18 protein-coding genes and 1 tRNA gene are annotated in these 18,436 nt (G+C 67.5%); 10 read left to right on the top strand and 9 right to left on the bottom strand.

Going from position 1 to position 18,436, the window contains the following annotated elements; genetic code table 11:
* Nucleotides 1-38: 38 nt before the first annotated feature.
* The 3 genes from BAMB_RS17110 to BAMB_RS17100 are packed head-to-tail and all read right to left on the bottom strand — an operon-like array spanning nucleotide 39 to nucleotide 2,523.
* Nucleotides 39-854, bottom strand: a complete 816-nt coding sequence (locus BAMB_RS17110) for a maleate cis-trans isomerase family protein (RefSeq protein ID WP_011658424.1) — start codon at nucleotides 852-854, stop codon at nucleotides 39-41.
* Nucleotides 851-2,281, bottom strand: coding sequence for a D-amino acid dehydrogenase (locus BAMB_RS17105; RefSeq protein ID WP_331253330.1), 1,431 nt, complete (start codon nucleotides 2,279-2,281; stop codon nucleotides 851-853). Before BAMB_RS17105 ends, BAMB_RS17110 begins: the two co-directional genes overlap by 4 nt.
* Entirely contained in the window at nucleotides 2,173-2,523 is a 351-nt protein-coding gene (locus tag BAMB_RS17100) for a RidA family protein (protein ID WP_011658423.1), read from the bottom strand. The genes BAMB_RS17105 and BAMB_RS17100 overlap by 109 nt, the downstream gene beginning before the upstream one ends.
* Nucleotides 2,524-2,841: 318 nt before the next feature.
* On the opposite strand from BAMB_RS17100, the gene BAMB_RS17095 reads away from it, so the two are divergent.
* The 10 genes from BAMB_RS17095 to rfbB all read left to right on the top strand — a co-directional run bounded on the left by BAMB_RS17095 (nucleotide 2,842) and on the right by rfbB (nucleotide 12,111).
* Nucleotides 2,842-3,942, top strand: a complete 1,101-nt coding sequence (locus BAMB_RS17095; RefSeq protein WP_011658422.1) for an ABC transporter substrate-binding protein — start codon at nucleotides 2,842-2,844, stop codon at nucleotides 3,940-3,942.
* A gap of 35 nt (nucleotides 3,943-3,977) precedes the next feature.
* A complete protein-coding gene (locus BAMB_RS17090) occupies nucleotides 3,978-4,871 on the top strand; it encodes a branched-chain amino acid ABC transporter permease (protein ID WP_011658421.1) in 894 nt (297 codons plus the stop codon).
* Nucleotides 4,864-5,751: a branched-chain amino acid ABC transporter permease gene (locus BAMB_RS17085; protein ID WP_011658420.1), complete on the top strand. Its 888-nt coding sequence runs from the start codon at nucleotides 4,864-4,866 to the stop codon at nucleotides 5,749-5,751. The genes BAMB_RS17090 and BAMB_RS17085 overlap by 8 nt, the downstream gene beginning before the upstream one ends.
* Entirely contained in the window at nucleotides 5,748-6,533 is a 786-nt protein-coding gene (locus BAMB_RS17080) for an ABC transporter ATP-binding protein (protein ID WP_011658419.1), read from the top strand. Before BAMB_RS17085 ends, BAMB_RS17080 begins: the two co-directional genes overlap by 4 nt.
* A complete protein-coding gene (locus BAMB_RS17075) occupies nucleotides 6,530-7,249 on the top strand; it encodes an ABC transporter ATP-binding protein (RefSeq protein ID WP_011658418.1) in 720 nt (239 codons plus the stop codon). Before BAMB_RS17080 ends, BAMB_RS17075 begins: the two co-directional genes overlap by 4 nt.
* Complete coding sequence (locus BAMB_RS17070; RefSeq protein WP_011658417.1) at nucleotides 7,246-8,643, top strand: MFS transporter; 1,398 nt, start codon at nucleotides 7,246-7,248, stop codon at nucleotides 8,641-8,643. The genes BAMB_RS17075 and BAMB_RS17070 overlap by 4 nt, the downstream gene beginning before the upstream one ends.
* A 99-nt stretch (nucleotides 8,644-8,742) precedes the next feature.
* Nucleotides 8,743-9,639, top strand: a complete 897-nt coding sequence (rfbA, locus tag BAMB_RS17065) for a glucose-1-phosphate thymidylyltransferase RfbA (protein WP_011658416.1) — start codon at nucleotides 8,743-8,745, stop codon at nucleotides 9,637-9,639.
* Complete coding sequence (rfbC, locus tag BAMB_RS17060) at nucleotides 9,636-10,217, top strand: dTDP-4-dehydrorhamnose 3,5-epimerase (RefSeq protein WP_011658415.1); 582 nt, start codon at nucleotides 9,636-9,638, stop codon at nucleotides 10,215-10,217. The genes rfbA and rfbC overlap by 4 nt, the downstream gene beginning before the upstream one ends.
* On the top strand, nucleotides 10,214-11,098 hold the full coding sequence (rfbD, locus tag BAMB_RS17055) for a dTDP-4-dehydrorhamnose reductase (RefSeq protein WP_011658414.1): 885 nt from the start codon (nucleotides 10,214-10,216) through the stop codon (nucleotides 11,096-11,098). The genes rfbC and rfbD overlap by 4 nt, the downstream gene beginning before the upstream one ends.
* The gene (gene rfbB / locus BAMB_RS17050) at nucleotides 11,095-12,111 is read left to right on the top strand and encodes a dTDP-glucose 4,6-dehydratase (RefSeq protein ID WP_011658413.1); all 1,017 of its coding nucleotides are present in this window, start codon (nucleotides 11,095-11,097) and stop codon (nucleotides 12,109-12,111) included. Before rfbD ends, rfbB begins: the two co-directional genes overlap by 4 nt.
* Nucleotides 12,112-12,270: 159 nt before the next feature.
* Here the strand turns inward: rfbB and BAMB_RS17045 are convergent.
* From BAMB_RS17045 to fdxH, 6 genes are all read right to left on the bottom strand, one after another.
* Nucleotides 12,271-12,366, bottom strand: a tRNA-Sec gene (locus tag BAMB_RS17045).
* 42 nt (nucleotides 12,367-12,408) lie between these two features.
* A complete protein-coding gene (gene selB, locus BAMB_RS17040) occupies nucleotides 12,409-14,334 on the bottom strand; it encodes a selenocysteine-specific translation elongation factor (protein ID WP_011658412.1) in 1,926 nt (641 codons plus the stop codon).
* The gene (gene selA / locus BAMB_RS17035) at nucleotides 14,335-15,771 is read right to left on the bottom strand and encodes an L-seryl-tRNA(Sec) selenium transferase (protein WP_011658411.1); all 1,437 of its coding nucleotides are present in this window, start codon (nucleotides 15,769-15,771) and stop codon (nucleotides 14,335-14,337) included.
* A 76-nt stretch (nucleotides 15,772-15,847) separates the two neighbouring features.
* Entirely contained in the window at nucleotides 15,848-16,783 is a 936-nt protein-coding gene (fdhE, locus tag BAMB_RS17030; RefSeq protein WP_175783418.1) for a formate dehydrogenase accessory protein FdhE, read from the bottom strand.
* A gap of 107 nt (nucleotides 16,784-16,890) precedes the next feature.
* Complete coding sequence (locus tag BAMB_RS17025) at nucleotides 16,891-17,517, bottom strand: formate dehydrogenase subunit gamma (protein WP_006754871.1); 627 nt, start codon at nucleotides 17,515-17,517, stop codon at nucleotides 16,891-16,893.
* Nucleotides 17,514-18,428, bottom strand: a complete 915-nt coding sequence (gene fdxH, locus BAMB_RS17020) for a formate dehydrogenase subunit beta (protein ID WP_011658409.1) — start codon at nucleotides 18,426-18,428, stop codon at nucleotides 17,514-17,516. Before fdxH ends, BAMB_RS17025 begins: the two co-directional genes overlap by 4 nt.
* Between the last annotated feature and the right edge of the window lie 8 nt (nucleotides 18,429-18,436).

Below are 18,436 nucleotides of genomic sequence, written 5' to 3'. Positions count from 1 at the left end.
CCGCCGGCACGCGTCTTTTTACATGAACACGCCACGCGTCATCGCATCAGCAGGCTGCCAAAGCCCGGCACGGGATCGTCGATACCCGCGAGCCGCAGCGCGTGCCACGCAAGCGCATGATTGCTCGACAGCACGGGCTTGCCCGCACGCGCTTCGATTTCGGCCAGCGCGTCGACGATGCGAAGGCTCGTGCACGACACGAATACCGCATCGACGGCCGGATCGGCGGCGAGCGTCAGCACCGCATGCTCGATCGACGCGCGCTCGATCCGGGCGACCTCGTTGTCGTCGCGGTGCTCGAACGATCCCACCCGCACGATATCGACGCCGCGCGCGCGCAGATACGTGGCCATCGCATCGTTGATCGCGCGCTCGTACGGCGTCAGCAGCGCGACGCCACGCGCGCCGAGCGCCGCGAGCGCGACGCGTGCCGCGGTAATCGGCGTGGTGCACGCGACGCCGGGCCGCGCCTCGCGGATGCGCTCGAATACACGCTCTTCGCCGAGCACCATCGACGCCGACGTGCAGCCGAACGCGACGACGTCGAGGCGCTCGCCCGGCCGGATCAATTCGACCGCAGCGCAAATCCCGCCGTCCATCTGCGCGAGCGTCTCGGCCGTGATCTCGGCCGAATTCGCGATCCGGCTTTCGTAGAAAGCGACCCCATCGATGGCGAGCAGACGCCGCCACTCGTATTCGATCGTGTGATCGGTCGCAAGCACGACGAGGCCGATCGCCGCACGCCGCGCGATGCCGGCGTCGAGCGAGAAATCGAAGCGGGCGTAGGCGTCGCGCACCGCGCCGGCTCCGACGCCCGGACCGAGCGCCTGGGAGGAAGAGAGAAGTTCGCTCATTGCAGTGTCATCCCGGTGATGTCGATATCGGGCCGCTTGCCGTGGATCAGATCCGCCACGATCTGCGCGGTGCCGCACGACATGGTCCAGCCCATATGGCCGTGGCCGGTGTTGAAAAACAGGTTGCGGTGCCGGGATGCGCCGATGATCGGCGTGCCCTCCGGCGTCATCGGCCGCAGCCCGGCCCAGTACGACGGTGTCGAGTAGTCGGCGCCGTTCGGGAACAGTGCCTGTGCGGTCGCCAGCATGTGCGCGAAATCGCCCGGCGAATGCGTGGTGTCGTAGCCGCTGAACTCGGCCGTCGCGGTCAGGCGCAGCCGGTCGCCGAAGCGGGCCCATGCAACCAATTGGTTCTCTTCGACGCCACCGAGCGCGGGCGGCTCGTGCGTGTCGTGGATCGGCAGCGTGACCGAGTACCCCTTGACCGGATAGATCGGCAACCGGTAACCGAGCGCGCGAGCGACGATCGGCGAATACGAGCCGAGCGCGAGCACGTATCTATCGCCGGTCACGCGGCCGTGCGACGTCTCGACGTAGTCGATCGCATCGGCGCTTGCGCGCACGCCGTCGATCGACGTGTCGAAGCGGAATTCGACACCGAGCGCACGGCAGCGCTCGGCGAGTGCGCGCGTGAAGAGATGCGCGTCGCCGCTCTCGTCGGTCGGGCAATGAATCGCACCCGCGATCCCGCCCGCCGCATGGCGCAGCGCGGGCTCGCGTTCGACGGTGGCCCGCGCGTCCAGGATATCGAGCGGCAGACCGTTGTCGGTCAGAATCCGCATGTTCGCGACGCCGCGGTCGAACGACGCCGGATCCCGATACAGGTACAACAGTCCTCCACTCGTCCGGTCGTACTCGAGCAGTTCGTCGTGCGTCGCCTGCTGAAGCCGCTGCTGCGAATAACGACACAGCCGCACCTTGATCGACGTGTTTCGTCGCGAGCGCTCGGCCGTGCAGTTCTGCAGGAACAGCCCGCACCATGCCCACATTCGCCAGTCGGGCGTCCATTTGAGCCGCAGCGCCTGGCCGTCGGCAAACAGCGACTTGAAGAGAATCTTCGGCGCGCGCGGCGACGCCCACGTGTACGAATGACCGGGGGCGATCAACCCCGCGTTCGCGAAGCTCGTCTCGAGCGCGACGCCGCCGCGACGTTCGATCACCGTCACCTCGTCGCCCGCCTTCGCGAGAAAATACGCGGTTGTCACGCCGACGATGCCGCCGCCGAGCACGATCGTCTTCATCGTTCGGTTCTCCCAGGGTCTGTTTACATATGGAACGCGCATGCGTTGCCACGAATTAAAAAGTTCATGAACAGACCCTAGCTCGCGGCAATCGCCGCGATCTCGACCGTGTACTGGGGAAACGCGAGCTTCGATTCGACGCACGCGCGTGCCGGCGCTTCGCCCTGCGGTACCCACGCGTCCCATACGCTGTTCATCTCGGCGAAGCTGCGATAGTCGGCAAGCCAGATGCTCGCGGACACGATCCGGCGCTTGTCGAGCCCCGCGCTGTCGAGCAGTTGATCGATCTTGTCGAGAATCTGACGGGTCTGCCCGGCAACGTCGAGCGACGTGTCGTCCGCCACCTGCCCAGAGACGAATGCCAGCCCGCCCGCGACGACCAGCTGGCTCATCCGTTCACCCACGCCATATCGCTTGATCTCCAGCATCTGACTACCCTCCGATGTCGTGTCGAGTTGGGCAGATTTAAGCACTGCAATTCACCTCTGTATACACTTTTTTCAGAAATATTCTCCATTGCCCAATCGTGGCGCGAGTGTGCACCACGGCTATCCACGATCTTTATCTGCGTGCATAAATGCATGAAAACAGGGCGATTTTTCTATCATCTCCGAGGCTTTCTCGATTCTTCACAGCGACTCGAAAATTTATTTGCAAACGATTTTTGATCTGTGATTCTGTCGACACTTCTGTATATCAAACCACGCCGCCTTTCACGCGGCCGACCATGCGACGGGAGAACGAAGATGAAGGCAAGTCAATGGAGTGTCGGTATCTGGATCGCGCTCGGGGCGGTTGCCTCTGGCGCTACGCAGGCCGACGTCAGCGTGGGCGCGGTGCTGCCGCTGACCGGCGCGAGTGCGTCGATCGGCGAAGACCAGCGCCGCGGCATCGAGCTCGCCGTCGCGCAGATCAATGCGAAAGGCGGCGTGCTGGGCCAGAAGCTCGCCGTGCGAATCGAGGATTCGGGCGGCTCGGCCAACACCGCCCTCGACGCGGCGCGCAAGCTCGCGACCGTCGAGCACGTGCCGGTCGTGCTCGGCGAATTCTCGTCGTCGGTGACGATTCCCGTCGGACAGTTCCTGGTACGCCAGGGCGACGTGCACATCAACATCGGCTCGTCGAGTCAGCAAGTGCGCAAGATCGGCGCAGGCTCGTTCAGCGTGATCGGGCTGGACGACCTGTCCGCGCGCTTCGCCGCTCAGGACGTGTACGCCCGCAAGCTGCGCCGCATCGCGCTGATCGCGCCGAACAACGGCTATGGCCAGGGCATCGCGGGCGAGTTCAGGAAGCGTTTCGAGGCGCTCGGCGGCACGGTGGTGTCGACGGTGCTCTACACGGAAGGACAATCGACCTATCGCCGCGAACTGGAGCAGGCGTCGCGCGCGCAGCCCGACGCGTATGTCTACAGCGCATACGGCCAGGAGGCCGCGACGCTGAACCGGCAGGCATTCGAGATGCGGCTCAACCAGCATCCGTGGTACGGCATCTATCTGACGATGTGCACGAGCGACACGCCTGCGCAGATCGCGCAAGGCCAGATCGGCCTGGAGGTCGCCGCGCTCGGCGCGGGCGCGAAAGCGTATGCGAGCGCCTATCAAGCCGCGTACAACGAGGCCCCGCGATCGGCGTTCGGCAGCTATGCGTACGACGCGACGCTGTTGTCCGCCGCGGCGATCGGCCGCGCGCAATCCATCGACCCGGCGAAGATTCGTACGGCGCTCGCGGCATTGGGCAAGTCGTATACCGGCGTGACCGGCGCGATCGCGTTCGATGCCGACGGCCAGCGGGAAGTCCAGCCCTACGAGAAGGTGGTCTACCGCCAATCGGTCGTCGCGCAGCAGTGAGCGACCGCCCGCCTGGATGAACCGAGGACATCGCCATGCTGTCATTCATTGTCGACGTACTGATCCGCACCGCCGATCTGATGCTTGTGTCGGTCGGCCTGTCGACGCTCTATTCGCTGATCCGCTTTCCCAACATCGCGCACGTCCAGTACGCGATGCTCGGCGCATTCGCGACGCTCTGGCTGGAACGCGCGGGGCTGCCGTTCGCGCTCGCGACGGCCGTGTCCTGCGTGCTGATCGGCACCGTCGCGACGCTTCTGAACCTGTTCGTGTTTGCGCGGCTGCTGCGCTCCGGCAGCGCGGTGGCGATGATCGGCTCGCTCGCGATCTCGATGCTGGCGGTCGCGCTGGTGCTCGGCATCGCCGGCTCGCGGCCGCAGCAGTATGCGCAGGACGTGCATCCGCCGATGGTGATCGCCGGCGTCGCGCTGTCCGTGCCGCAGTTGGGCTCGATCGCATGCGGCGCCGGCGCGCTCGCCCTGTTCGCGGCGCTGCTGTACCGCACCGGCCTTGGGCGGGCGATGCGTGCGCTCGCATCGAATCGCGCACTGGCGCTCGCGACCGGTATCGACGCGACGCGCGTGACGAACGTGATCACGTTCGCGAGCGGCGTGCTGGCGGCGCTCGGCGGCACGATGCTCGGCGCCACCGAGAGCGTGCACGTGAATCTCGGCTACGGGCTGCTGATTCCGGTGTTCTCCGCGGCGATCCTGGGTGGTCTCGGCAACCCGCTCGGCGCCGCGGCGGGCGCGCTGCTGATCGCGCTCGCCGAAACCGTCGCGTTGAACGTCGATTTCGGCACGCTCGTCGATCGGCCGATGCAGTTCTTTCCGGTCGAGTATGTCGGCGCAGTGTCGTTCGCGATCCTGCTCGTCGCGCTGATCTTCCGGCCCTACGGAATCTTCGATCGGGAGGTGCGGCGTGTCTAGCTTCGTCATCCATCTGCTGACCATCGGCTGCCTGTACGCGACGATGGCGCTCGGGCTGAACCTGCAGGCCGGCTATGCGGGGCTCGTCAACTTCGGCTTCATCGCGTTCGCCGGGCTCGGCGCGTACGCGGCCGGCATCGCGTCGCAGCTCGGCTGGCCGTTGTTGTCGGCGCTGGCGCTCGCCGTGGCCGCGGCCGGTGCGCTGGCGCTCGTCGTCGCACGGTTGGGACGGCAGCTCGCCGCCGACTATTGGGGGATCGCGACGCTCGCAATCGCGGAGATCCTGCGCACGACCGCGCTCAACGAAAGCTGGCTCACCGGCGGCGCGCAAGGAATCGGCGGCATCGCGCCGCTGTTCCCCGGGCTGCGGGCGCCGTGGGCCGACCTCGCCTTCCTCGCGGTCACGGCCGGCTGCCTCGCGCTCACCTACGCGACGTACCGGCGCCTGACCGCAAGCCGCTTCGGCCGCGCGCTGAAGGTGATGCGCGAGGAACCCGCGCTCGCGGTCTGCTTCGGCTACGATCCGCTCGCGCTGAAAACGCGTGCGTGCATCGCCGGCGCGCTCCCTGCGGCGGTCGCCGGGGCGCTCGCCACCTGGTACATCGGCTATGTCGGGCCGGACGCGATGATCGCGTCCGAGACCTTCGCGCTCTGGACCGTCGTGATGGTCGGCGGCCTCGGCAGCCACGCAGGCGTGCTGGTGGGCACACTGATCGTGCAGGCCGTCTACGCGCTGGCGCCGTTTCTCAAGGACTGGCTCGGGGTCGGCAGCGACCTGACCGGCGCGGTGCGGCTCGGCCTGGTCGGCCTGATGCTGCTCGCATGCGTGATCTGGCGCCCGCACGGGCTCGTGCCCGAGCGCCTGGAGGTGCGGCCATGAGTGCGCTGCTCGATCTCGATGGCGTGACGATCCGCTACGGCGAGAACGTCGTCCTGTCCGGGGTCACGCTGTCGGTCGACGGCGGCGAGATCGTCGGACTGCTCGGCCCGAACGGCTCCGGCAAGAGCACCGCGCTCAACGCGGTCACCGGCTTCGCGCCGCTCGCGGCGGGCGCCATCCGCTTCGACGGTCAGCGGATCGACGCGCTCTCGCCGCACAGGATCGCCCGACTGGGCATACGCCGCACATTCCAGTTGCCGTCGATGCCCGCGCGAATGTCGGTGCTCGAACTCGCGATGGCGGCTTCGTCCGCGCGCCACGGAATCGGCGCCGCGCTCTGGCGCGGCCGCGCGACGCGCGCGCTCGATGCCGATACCCGTGCGCGCGCCGCCGAGCTGCTGGACGAACTGAAACTGTCCGGCGTCGCGCACCTTGCAGCCGCGTCGATCTCCGGCGGCCAGAAGAAGCTGCTGGGCATTGCGTGCGCGATGATGACCGAGCCCAAACTGCTGCTGCTCGACGAGCCAACCGCCGGCGTGCACCCGAACCTGCGCGGCGAATTGATCGACGCGCTGCAACGGATTCGCAAGCAGGGCGTCACGCTGGTCGTCATCGAACACGACATGCATTTCATCCGCGAGCTATGCGACCGCTGCGTCGTACTGGACCGCGGCGTGGCGATCGCGAACTGCCGTCCGACCGAGCTGGAACGCGACCGCCGCGTACTCGACGCCTATCTCGGCCGCGCGCATGCCGCCGGTCGCCCGCTGGAGGCATCATGATCGACGTGCGCGAACTCGTCGCCGGCTACACACCCGAAGTCGACATCCTGCATCGCGTGTCGCTCACGGTCGGCGCCACCGACATCGTGACGATCCTCGGCCCGAACGGCTGCGGAAAATCGACGCTGCTGAAATCGATCGCCGGCTTCCTGCTGCCGCGTGCGGGCAGCGTGACGATCCAGGGCACCGACGTGGCGCGCGTGCCGGTCCATCGGAAGATCCGCGAGTACGGCATCGGCTTCGTGCCGCAGACCGACAACGTGTTCGCGTCGCTGACCGTGCGGGAAAACCTGATGCTCGGCGGCCAGTCGATGTCCGCGTTTCCGCGCGAGGCGCGGATCGACGAGCTGTGCGAGCAGTATCCGGTCCTCCGGCGTCGCTACCGGTCGCTGGCGGGCGCCTTGTCCGGCGGCGAGCGGCAAATCGTGTCGCTCGCGCGCGCGCTGATGCCGCGCCCGGTATTGTTGCTGCTCGACGAGCCGTCGGCGGGCCTGTCGCCGAAGATGGTCGACGAGGTGTTCGACGCGATCGTCCGGATGCGCGACACCGAGCATATCGGCGTGCTGATGGTCGAGCAGAATGCGATCGAGGCGCTGCGCATCGCGGACCGCGGCATCGTGCTGACGATGGGGCGCGTTGCGCTCGACGGTCCCGCGGCCGAGCTGCTCGACAGCGCTGAGATGCGGCGCCTGTACCTCGGCGGGAGGGCCGCATGAACGGCGGGAGCGCCACGCCGGCCACCGGCGCGTACGCATCCGCGGCCGCGCGCCCCGTGCTCGTGATGGTCGCGCTCGCGTGCGGCTTCGTGATGGCCATGCTCGATGTGACGATCGTCAACGTCGCGCTGAAGGCCATGGAAACCAGCCTGTCGATGTCGCTGACCGCGCTGGTGTGGGTCGTCGATGCCTATACGCTCAGCTTCGCCGCGCTGCTGCTGCTCGGCGGCGCACTCGCGAACCGCTACGGGTCGAAATCCGTCTACGTCGCCGGGCTCGTGCTATTCGTCGGCGCGTCGGTGCTGTGCGCGGCCGCGCAGTCCAGCGCCGCACTTGTCGCGGCGCGCCTCGCACAGGGTGTCGGCGCGGCGCTCTTCATGCCGAGTTCGCTGAGCCTGCTCACGCTTGCGTTCCCGCCGGGACCGGTGCGCACGCGGATGATCGGCATCTGGGGTGCGCTGGTGTCGGCCGCGATGGCGCTCGGCCCCTGCGTCGGCGGCGTGCTGGTCGAGGCGATCGGCTGGCGCGGCATCTTCTGGGTGAACCTGCCGGTCGGCGCCGCCGGCCTGTGGCTCACGTACCGGCATATCGCGCGGGCCCCGCGCCATCCCGGCCCGTTGAATGCGCTCGGCCATCTGTTCGGCGCGCTCGCGCTCGCCGCGCTGAGCTTCACGCTGATCGAAGGGCCCAGCGCCGGCTGGCGCTCGCCGTCCATCATCGCCGGCGCGGCCGCGACGTTGGCCGCAACCGTGGCATTCGCATTACGCGAGCGCTACGCGAGCTCGCGCATCGTGTCGCTTGCGCTGCTCGCGAACCGACGTTTCGTTGCGGGCAGCACGCTGGGCCTCGCGATCAACTTCGGCATCCTCGCCGAAATCTTTTTATTGAGCCTCTATTTGCAGAACGTCCGCGGCGCGAGCGCACTCGTCGTCGGATTCGAGTTGTTTCCACTGATGGCGATGTTCGGCATCGGCAATCTCGCGTCCGCGAAGGTCAGCGCGCTGCTCGGCCCGCGCCGCACGCTGCTCACCGGGCTCGCGCTTGCCACGCTCGGCAGTGTGGCGCTCGTCGGCGTCGCGGCGATGCCGTATCCGGCATTGGCCATCGCGGTCGGCCTCGCCAACTTCGGTGCCGGACAAGCCATTCCGGCGATGAATCTCGTCGTGATGCAGTCGGCCGATGCTGCGGACGCGAACCTCGCCGCCGCATCGCTGAACGCAAGCCGGCAGATCGGTTCGCTCGTCGGCATCGCGATCGCATCGGTGATCCTGCACGTGGTCGACGACCCGGACCGAGCGACGGCTGTCGGCTTCGCGGTGATCGCTGCGTTGTACGCGCTCGGCTTCGCGATCGTATTTCGCGCGATTCACGCCGGGGGCACCGAGCAGCCGTAGCCGGGCGCGCACGGATATCGACGGCAATCGGCGCAATCGAAGCATTCGGTGTATTCCGCGTATCACGCACGTATTTTTCCTCTTGCAGCGAGGGACTTCATGCAAACAGCGATTGGCCGTAAAGGACTGATTCTGGCGGGCGGCTCGGGCACCCGGCTCCATCCGCTCACGCACTCGGTGTCGAAGCAATTGATGCCGGTGTACGACAAACCGATGATCTATTACCCGCTCAGCACGATCATGCTGTCGGGCATCCGCGACGTGCTGGTCATCTCGACGCCGCGCGATCTCGATGCCTTCCAGCAACTGCTCGGCGACGGCAGCCAGTGGGGCATGAACTTTTCGTATGCGGCGCAGCCGAGCCCCGACGGTCTTGCCCAGGCGTTCGTGATCGGCGCGCCGTTCATCGGTCGCGACGCGGCGACGCTCGTGCTCGGCGACAACATCTATCACGGGCCCGCGCTGTCGTCGCTGCTGCAACAAGCCGCCGCACGGACCGCCGGCGCGACCGTGTTCGGCTACTACGTGCGCGATCCGGAGCGCTACGGCGTCGTGTCGTTCGACGCGCATGGCCGGGCGATCGACCTCGAGGAAAAACCGCGCGAGCCGAAGTCGCACTATGCGGTCACCGGCCTCTATTTCTACGACAACGACGTCGTCGAATTGGCGAAGGCCGTGCGACCGTCCGCGCGCGGCGAACTGGAAATTACCGACCTGAATCTCGCGTATCTCGCGCGCGGCGCGCTGAATGTCGAGATACTCGGGCGCGGCTACGCATGGCTCGACACCGGCACGCACGAATCGTTGCTCGACGCGGCCAATTTCATCCAGGTAATGCAGGCGCGGCAGGGCCTGCAAATCGCGTGTCCCGAGGAAATCGCGTACCGGCTCGGCTGGATCGATGCGGAGCAGCTCGAAACGCTCGCGCACAAGCTCGCGAAAAGCGGTTACGGCCGCTATCTGCTCGATCTGCTGAGCAAGGAGGTCGCAGCATGACACGGGTGATCGAAACGCCGCTGCCCGGCGTGCTGGTGATCGAGCCCGGCGTGTTCGGCGATGCACGCGGTTTTTTCGTCGAAAGCTTCCGAGAAAGCTGGCTGCGCGACGCGGGCGTCGACGCCACCTTCGTCCAGGACAACCAGTCGCGCTCGCGTCGCGGCGTGCTGCGCGGGCTGCACTACCAGCGGGTGAATCCGCAAGGCAAGCTGGTCCACGCGGCCCGCGGCACGGTCTACGACGTCGCCGTCGACATCCGGCGCGGCTCGCCGTCCTTCGGCCGCTGGTTCGGCGCGCAGCTCGACGACATATCGCACCGGATGCTATGGATTCCGCCCGGTTTCGCACACGGCTTCTGCGTGTTGTCCGACGAGGCCGACTTCGCGTACAAGTGCACGCAGTACTACGATCCCGATTCGGACGCGGGCGTGCGCTGGGACGATCCGGCGATCGGCATCGACTGGCCGGCATCCGGCGCGCCGTATCAGTTGTCGGACAAGGACCGGCGACAGCCTCCGCTCGCCGAACTGGCCGCCGGCGCGCCGGCGATGCTGCCGGCATACGGGAGTGCGCGATGACGATCGTGGTGACCGGCGCACTCGGCCAGGTGGGCCGCGAACTGGTGCTGCGCGCGGGCGAGCAGCCGCTCGTCGGACTGTCGCGTGCCGCGCTCGACATCGCCGATGCGGACGCGGTGCGCCGCGCGCTTGAGGAACACCGCGCCGCGCTCGTGATCAACGCCGCGGGATGGACCGCCGTCGACCGGGCGGAGACCGAGCCCGATGCCGCCTGGCAGGCGAACCGCGACGGGCCGGCCGTGCTGGCCAACGCCTGCGCGGCGCTCGGCATTCCGTTGATCCATCTATCGACCGACTATGTGTTCGACGGCCGCATGCCAGGCGCGTATGCGGAAACCGCCGCCGTCGCGCCGCTCGGCGTGTACGGCTGCAGCAAGCTCGCGGGCGAGGAAGCGGTGCGCGAGCGACTGCCCGACCGTCATCTGATTCTGCGCGTCGCATGGGTATTCGGCGCGCACGGCAACAATTTCGTGCGAACCATGCTGCGCGTCGGGCGCGAGCGCGACGTCGTCGGCGTCGTCGCCGATCAGTACGGCGGCCCGACGCATGCCGGTGCGATCGCCGACACGCTGCTGACGATCGCGGCGCGATACCGGGCCGGTGAAACGCTGCGCTGGGGCACCTATCACCTGTGCGGCACGCCGGTGACGACGTGGCACGGCTTCGCAGAGACGATCTTCACCGAGGCGCGGCGCACGGGCCTCATCGATCGCGTGCCTGTCGTACGGCCGATCCGAACCGACGCCTATCCGTTGCCTGCGCCGAGACCGGCGAATTCCGCGCTCGACTGCAGCCGCCTGCGAGAACACTTCGGCATCGAATCGCCATCGTGGCTCGCGGGCCTCACCGAAGTGCTTGCCACCTGGAAGCGAACGTCATGAGCTATCGACCGAAACACGTGCTGGTTACGGGCGGCGCCGGTTTCATCGGCGCCAATTTCGTGCGTCATCTGCTCGACAGCGATCCGCAGGTCAGCGTCGTCACGCTGGATCTTCTGACCTATGCGGGCAGCCTCGACAATCTTGGCGACGACATGCCGGGGGCCGATCGTCATCGGTTCGTCCGCGGCGACATCTGCGACCGACCGCTCGTCGAGTCGCTGTTGCGCGACCACGCGATCGACACCGTCGTCCACTTCGCGGCCGAAAGCCACGTCGACCGCTCGATCGACGGTCCCGGCGAATTCGTCCGCACGAACGTGCTCGGTACCTGGACGCTGCTCGATGCGTGCCGCGAGCTTTGGTTGAACGATCAAAAACTGGGCAGGACCGACGCCCACGCGCGGCGCCGCTTTCACCATATCGGCACCGACGAGGTGTACGGTTCGCTGGGCCCCGACGATCCACCGTTTTCAGAAACGACGCCTTATGCGCCGAATTCTCCGTACTCGGCCACCAAGGCAAGCTCGGACCATCTCGTACGGGCGTATTTCCATACGTACGGATTGCCCGTCACCACGACGAACTGCTCGAACAATTATGGGCCGCGTCAGCACGGCGAGAAGTTCATTCCGACCGTGATCCGTCATTGCGTCGACGGCACCGACATCCCCGTGTACGGGGACGGCGCAAACGTGCGCGACTGGCTGTACGTCGATGACCATTGCCGCGCGATCGACGCGGTCATCCGGCGCGGGACGGTCGGCGAGACCTACAACGTCGGCGGCTGGAACGAATGGCGCAACGTCGACATCGTCGCGCTGATCTGTGTGCTGCTCGACGAGCGGCGGCCCGAACGTGCACCGCATGCGCGCCTCGTCCGGTTCGTCACCGATCGCCCTGGTCACGATCGGCGGTATGCGATCGATGCTGGGAAGCTCGCGCGCGAACTGCAATGGCGGCCGGCGGAGAGCTTCGAAACGGGGATCGTGAAGACGCTGGATTGGTACGTGTAACGCCCGGCCGAAAGCACGACCCTCATGAAACGGCGAACCGTACGGAACGCGCCGGCTCACGGCCGGCTCCGCTTTTCCCCGGCAAACCAATTGACTTCCAGGCGGAAGTTTTATGGATGCCTACACAATCGCCGGAAAGTCGGCCACTGGCAAACCAAATGGCGGAAGGCAGCCGGAGTCGAACCGACCCGGGAGTGTCTGACACCCCCAACTGGATTTGAAGTCCAGCCGTACCACCGGATACGAATGCCTTCCGACGAGAGAAGAACCACAAGAACGAGAAGAACGCCGAGCGCGTTACGCCTGAATACTCGCCCAACCGCTGTCAGGCCGCAGGAAGTGGAGATCGCGGTGGAAGCGAGTATACCCAACCCGATCGAAGAACTCGAGAATCTGGATCGCACGCTTGCGGCCAAGCCCCGTCGCATCGCGAAACGTCGCCGCATCGAGCCCGCCGCCGCGCGTCGGCGCGAGATCCGCAACGAGCCCGGCCAGCTCGCGCACGATATCCGCGTGATAGAACAGGTCACGCACGACCTGCTGCACGTCGCCGCGCCGCGCGAGCTTGCGCAGCAGCGACCGCACGGCCTCCTCCGCCGTGCCCGTGTCGCGCGCCAGATCGCGCACCCACGGCGGATCGAAGCGCCCGGCGTGGATCAGCGGCAGCAGTTGCCGCGCCAGCGCTTCCTCGCGCGCATCGAAACTCACCGAATGCGACGGCAGATGCAGCCAGGGCCCGCTACGCGCGACCTCCCCGCCGTCCACCAGCGCATCGACGAGCGCACGCCACAGCGCATCGCCGACGAGCGGCGCCACCATCCGCCGCAGACGTGCCGCGTCGAGCCCCTGCTCGTCCGGCACGCGCTCGTGATACGCGCGCAACGTGTCGATCGTGCGCGCCTGCAGCGCCAGCCAGTGCGCCCGCGCCATCACCGTGCCGTCGTTCGACGCGGCGTCGCGCTGGCCGATCGCGAGCGCGTCGTCCGGCAACGCGAGCACGTCGGGCGCAAACCCGGTGAGGTGCGTGAGCATCGTTCGGGCGATACCGAGCGGCGCCTGCGCGAGCAGCGCATCGAGCCGCCCTTCGTCGAGCCACGCCGCCAGTGCGTCGAGCCATGCGCGGCGCGCAGGCGTGCGGCGCTTGCGCGCGGGACCGAACGGGTCGAGCACGCGGCCGCCGCCGACGGTGCGCGTCGCTTGCGGATTGCGAACGATGAAGTGATCGCTCGGCAGCGCGAACACGGGTTCGTCGAACACCAGTTGCACGCGCATCTTCTGGCCGGCCGCGAGCGTATCGCCGTCGAGCAGCGCGACATGCGCGACGCGATGCAGCGTGCCGAGATGCACGTGCAGCGGCGCCCAGTGCGTCAGCGTGAGCCCCGCGTCGGCCAGCAGCGTCAGTTCGACGTCAAGCCGCGGCGACGTCGCGACGAGCCGTGCATCCGCGACGGTATCGCCACGTTCGACGTCCGCCTTGTCGACGCCTGCCAGGTTCAGCGCGCAGCGCTCGCCCGCGCGGCCCGCGTCGACCGGTCGGTTCTGCGCATGGATGCTGCGCACGCGCGCCGCGCCGCCGGTGCGCACGACCGCGAGCGTGCCGCCGGTCGCGACGCGGCCCGCGAACGCGGTGCCCGTCACGACGGTGCCCTGCCCGGCGAGCGTAAACACGCGATCGACCGCGAGCCGGAACAGGCCGTCGTCGCGGCGCGCGCGCCATGCGAGCGCCGCATCCGCGAGGAAACGCTTCAATGCGGCGACGCCCGGATCGTCGTCGCGCGTCGCGCAGGTTTCGAAGAGCGGCGCGCCATCGAGCGTCGAGCCGTGCAGCCACGCGGTGATCTCGTCGCGCACCGCCGCCACGCGCGCGGGGTCGACGCGATCGCACTTCGTCAGCGCGACCGCGCCATGCGTCACACCGAGCAGTTGCAGGATCGCGAGATGCTCGCGGGTCTGCGGCATCACGCCGTCGTCGGCGGCGATCACGAGCAGCGCGAAGTCGATTCCGCAAGCACCGGCCGCCATCGTATGAACCAGCTTCTCGTGGCCGGGCACGTCGATCAGGCCGAGCACGTCGCCGTTCTCGAGCGGCGTATACGCATAGCCGAGCTCGATCGAGATGCCGCGCGCCTTCTCTTCCTTCAAGCGGTCGGTGTCGACGCCCGTCAGCGCCCGCACGAGCGTCGTCTTGCCGTGATCGATATGTCCTGCAGTCCCGACGATCATTCAGTGGGCCTTTTCGATCCGCACGCATTGCGCGACGAATGTCGCTTCGTCGGCCGCTTCGAGGCAACGCAGATCGAGTCGCAGCGCATTGTCGGCCACGCGGCCGATCACCGGACGCGGCCATTCGCGCAGCCGCTTCTCGAGCTGCGCGAGCGCACGGCCGCCGCGCTTGCCGTCCGGCGTGCGCACGACGAGCCCGGCGCTCGGCAACTGATCGAGCGGCAGCGCACCGCTGCCGATCTGGCTGAACATCGGCTCGACGCGCACGTCGAAGCCGCTGCCGAGAGCGGCCTGCAACGCCGGACGCACGCGCTGGGCGGCCTCGGTGATGTCGCGTTGCGGCCGCGTCAGCAGCCGCAGCGTCGTGAGCCGCTCGCACAGAAATTCCGGCGCCTGGTAGAGCCGGAGCACGGGTTCGAGCGCGGCGAGCGTCAGCTTGCCGACGCGCAGCGCGCGCTTGAGCGGGTGTTTCTTGATCTTCGCAACGAGCGCGCGATCGCCGACGATCAGGCCGGCTTGCGGCCCGCCGAGCAGCTTGTCGCCGCTGAACGTGACGAGGTCCGCGCCGGCCGCGATGGTTTCCTGCACGGTCGTCTCGTGCGGCAGGCCCCATTGCGACAGATCGGCGAGCGTGCCGCTGCCGAGATCGACCGCCACCGGCAGCCCGTGCTCGCGCGCAAGCGGCGCGAGTTCGGCCAGCGTCACTTCCTTCGTGAAGCCGCTGATCGCGTAATTGCTGCAGTGCACCTTCATCAGCATCGCCGTGCGCGGGCCGATGGCCTCGGCGTAGTCGCGCAGATGGGTGCGGTTGGTCGTGCCGACTTCATGCAGCTTCGCACCGGCGCGGCTCATGATGTCCGGAATGCGGAATGCGCCGCCGATCTCGACCAGTTCGCCGCGCGACACGACGACTTCCTTCTTCGTTGCCAGCGCCGACAGCGTGAGCAGCACGGCCGCGGCATTGTTGTTGACGACGGTCGCGGCTTGCGCGCCGGTCAGTTCGCACAGCAGATCGTCGATCAGATCGTCGCGGTCGCCGCGGCGGCCGGTGGCGAGATCGAATTCGAGATTCACAGGCTGCGTAAGCGCGTCGACCACCGCGCGCACCGCGTCGTCGGGCAACAGCGCGCGCCCGAGATTGGTGTGCAGCACGGTGCCCGTCAGGTTGTACACCGCGCGCACGGCGCCCGCGCTCCGCGCCGCCAGCGTGCGGGCGACCGCTGCCGCGATGCGCGGCTCGTCGAGCGGCTCGGCCGCCGCCGGATCCTGCTGCGCGGCGGTACGCCAGCGTTCGAGTTCGGCGCGCACCGCGTTCAGCACGCGCGTGCGGCCATAGTCGGCGAGCAGCGGCTGCAGTGGCGCCGACGACAGCACGCGCTCGACCGACGGTACGCGCGCGAGGACGGCATTCAGTTCATTCAAACCCGGTTCGCTCACGTAGGGGTGGCTCCATTTCCATGAGGGGGGCGGCCGCCGGCGCCGGTGCTCGCGCGCCCGCCCCGGCTGCCTGCCGTCAATCCGTTTCGCGCGACATGTCCGGCCACAGCAGCGGGTTCGGCGAACTGCGCTGGTAGCCGGCTTCGTTCATCAGCAGGTCGAGCGTGAGGCTCGCGAGATCGTCCGCGAGCGGCTCGAACTCGTAGTCCTTCTCCTGGTAGCCGATCTTGCGATAAGTCTTGCATTCGTCGCACGATTCGGCCTTGATGGCTTCGCTGCCGCCCTCGATCCCGTGGTAAGCGATGCCCTTGGTCGAGTCGCAGTGCGAGCATTTCGTACGCACCATGTGCCACTCGGTCGTGCACAGCCCGCACTGCAGGAAACGGTAGCCCTGGAACTGGCCGCCGACGCGCACGACGCTCGCGACCGGATGCGTGCCGCACACGGGGCACAGCCCCGGCTGGTCGAGATACGGGATCTCGGCCGGCGCGATGCGGCTCGCGAGATCGGTCCAGACGACCTGCAGCGCGGCCATCAGGAACGGCGCGGTGGCCGGGTCGACCTCGGCGAAGCGCAGCGCGAGGATCGCCTCGGCCTGCGCATCGAGTTCGGCGGGCGACATCAGGCGCAGCCGGTCGAGCAGCTTCGCGAGCTGCGGGTTGACGAGCCCGGCGCCTTCGACGCGGTCGAGCAGCTCATACAGCACCGCGCGCCAGCGCGGATCGCGCTCGCCGCCGAGCGCCGGCACGAGCGGCATCGAATGCTGCTGCGCACGAGCGATCGCTTCCTTCGACGGCAGCGGCAGCTCGAGCGTCTGCAGCGTCGCATGCTGGGCATCGGCGACCGTGGCCATCAGCCGCAGGTAGCCGCTGATCGGGTTCAGGTCGGCCAGCTTGCGCAGGCGCGCGGCGCGCGCCGAAAACACGGTGGCGCGCTCCGGCAGGCGAAAGCGCGGAATGGCCGAATGATCGAGCGCCGAGATCTCGGTCGGTTCGAGAATGCGTTGTGTCACAAATATGTCTTCCAAATAAGTAAGCGCCGACGAATCGGCGCTTCTGGCGATTCCGGCGGGTGGCGGAACGGTACGCCGCAATCGGCGAACCGTTCCGCTCCGGTGCGTTATTTCACGCTTTCACGGAACCACTTCGGGTGATGCTTGCGGGCCCAGCCCAGCGTGACGGTGCCGCGCACCATCGCGCCGATCGAACCCTTCACCCACAACGCCGCGTAAATGTGCACGATGATGCTCACGATCAGCACGAAAGCCGCCACGGCATGCACGACAGCGGCCGCGCGGATCACCCCGATCGGGAAGTAGAACGAGAAGTAGCGCCGCCAGATCACGATCCCCGACAGCAGGAGCAGCAGCAGGCACGCCACCAACGTGAAGAATAGCAGCTTCTGTCCGGCGTTATAGCGCCCGACGGGCGGCAGCCTGTCTTCCCGGTTGGTCACCACGTCGTCGATCTGCCTCAGCCACTGCCGATCGTCCGCGTCGAGCACGTTGTGGTGCCAGAAGCGCACCACGAGAATCGCGAACGACACGAACATCACGAGGCCGATGAACGGATGCAGGATCCGCGTCCACTGGCCGCCGCCGAACAGCGCGGTGAGCCAGAACATCGACGGATGGAACAGCGCGAGCCCGGACAACGCGAGCAGCACGAAGGTGATCGCGGTGATCCAGTGGTTCGTGCGCTCGTTCGCCGTGTAGCGGACGATCAGGTTGGGGTCGTCGTGCTTCATTTTGCGTCCTCCTCGATGCGTCGCGCCTCGTCGCGGGCGGCGGCCTCGTCTTCCGCGGTGACCTCGTTCGGACCGACGCGGATGTAGTGGAAGAATCCGGCGAGCGCGGTCAGCGCGATGCCGGCGACCGCGAGCGGCTTCGCGATCCCCTTCCACAGCCTCACCATCGGGCTGATCGACGGATCGTCGGGCAGCCCGTGGTACAGCGACGGTTTATCCGCGTGGTGCAGCACGTACATCACGTGCGTGCCGCCGACGCCCTGCGGGTCGTACAGCCCCGCATGCTCGAAGCCGCGCTCCTTCAGGTCCTCGATCCGCTCGGCCGCGTGCTGCTTCATGTCCTCCTTGGTGCCGAACACGATCGCGCCGGTCGGGCAGGTCTTCACGCAGGCCGGTTCCTGGCCGACCGCGACGCGGTCGGAACAGAGCGTGCACTTGTACGCGCGATGATCCTTCTTCGAAATCCTCGGAACATTGAACGGGCAGCCGGTCACGCAATAGCCGCAACCGATGCAGTTCTCCTCGTGGAAATCGACGATCCCGTTGTTGTACTGCACGATCGCGCCCGGCGACGGGCATGCCTTCAGGCAGCCCGGATCCTCGCAGTGCATGCAGCCGTCCTTGCGGATCAGCCATTCGAGGTCGCCGGCCGGGTTCTCGTATTCGGAGAACCGCATCACCGTCCACGAGTGCTCGGTCAGGTCGGCCGGGTTGTCGTACACGCCGACGTTGGTGCCGACCTCGTCGCGCAGGTCGTTCCACTCCATGCATGCCGTCTGGCACGCCTTGCAGCCGATGCACTTCGATACGTCGATCAGCTTCGCGACGCTCCCGGTCACCGGTTCGCGCGCCGTGGGCGGCGGCGTCGTGGTGGCCGAGACGCGCTTGATATCCAGCGATTGCAATGCCATCTCTTTCC

Origin of the sequence: Burkholderia ambifaria AMMD (genome assembly GCF_000203915.1) — a bacterium.
Classification (GTDB): domain Bacteria; phylum Pseudomonadota; class Gammaproteobacteria; order Burkholderiales; family Burkholderiaceae; genus Burkholderia; species Burkholderia ambifaria.
The sequence above is the reverse complement of the archived record's forward strand: the minus strand, read 5'-3'. Positions and strand labels throughout refer to the sequence as shown.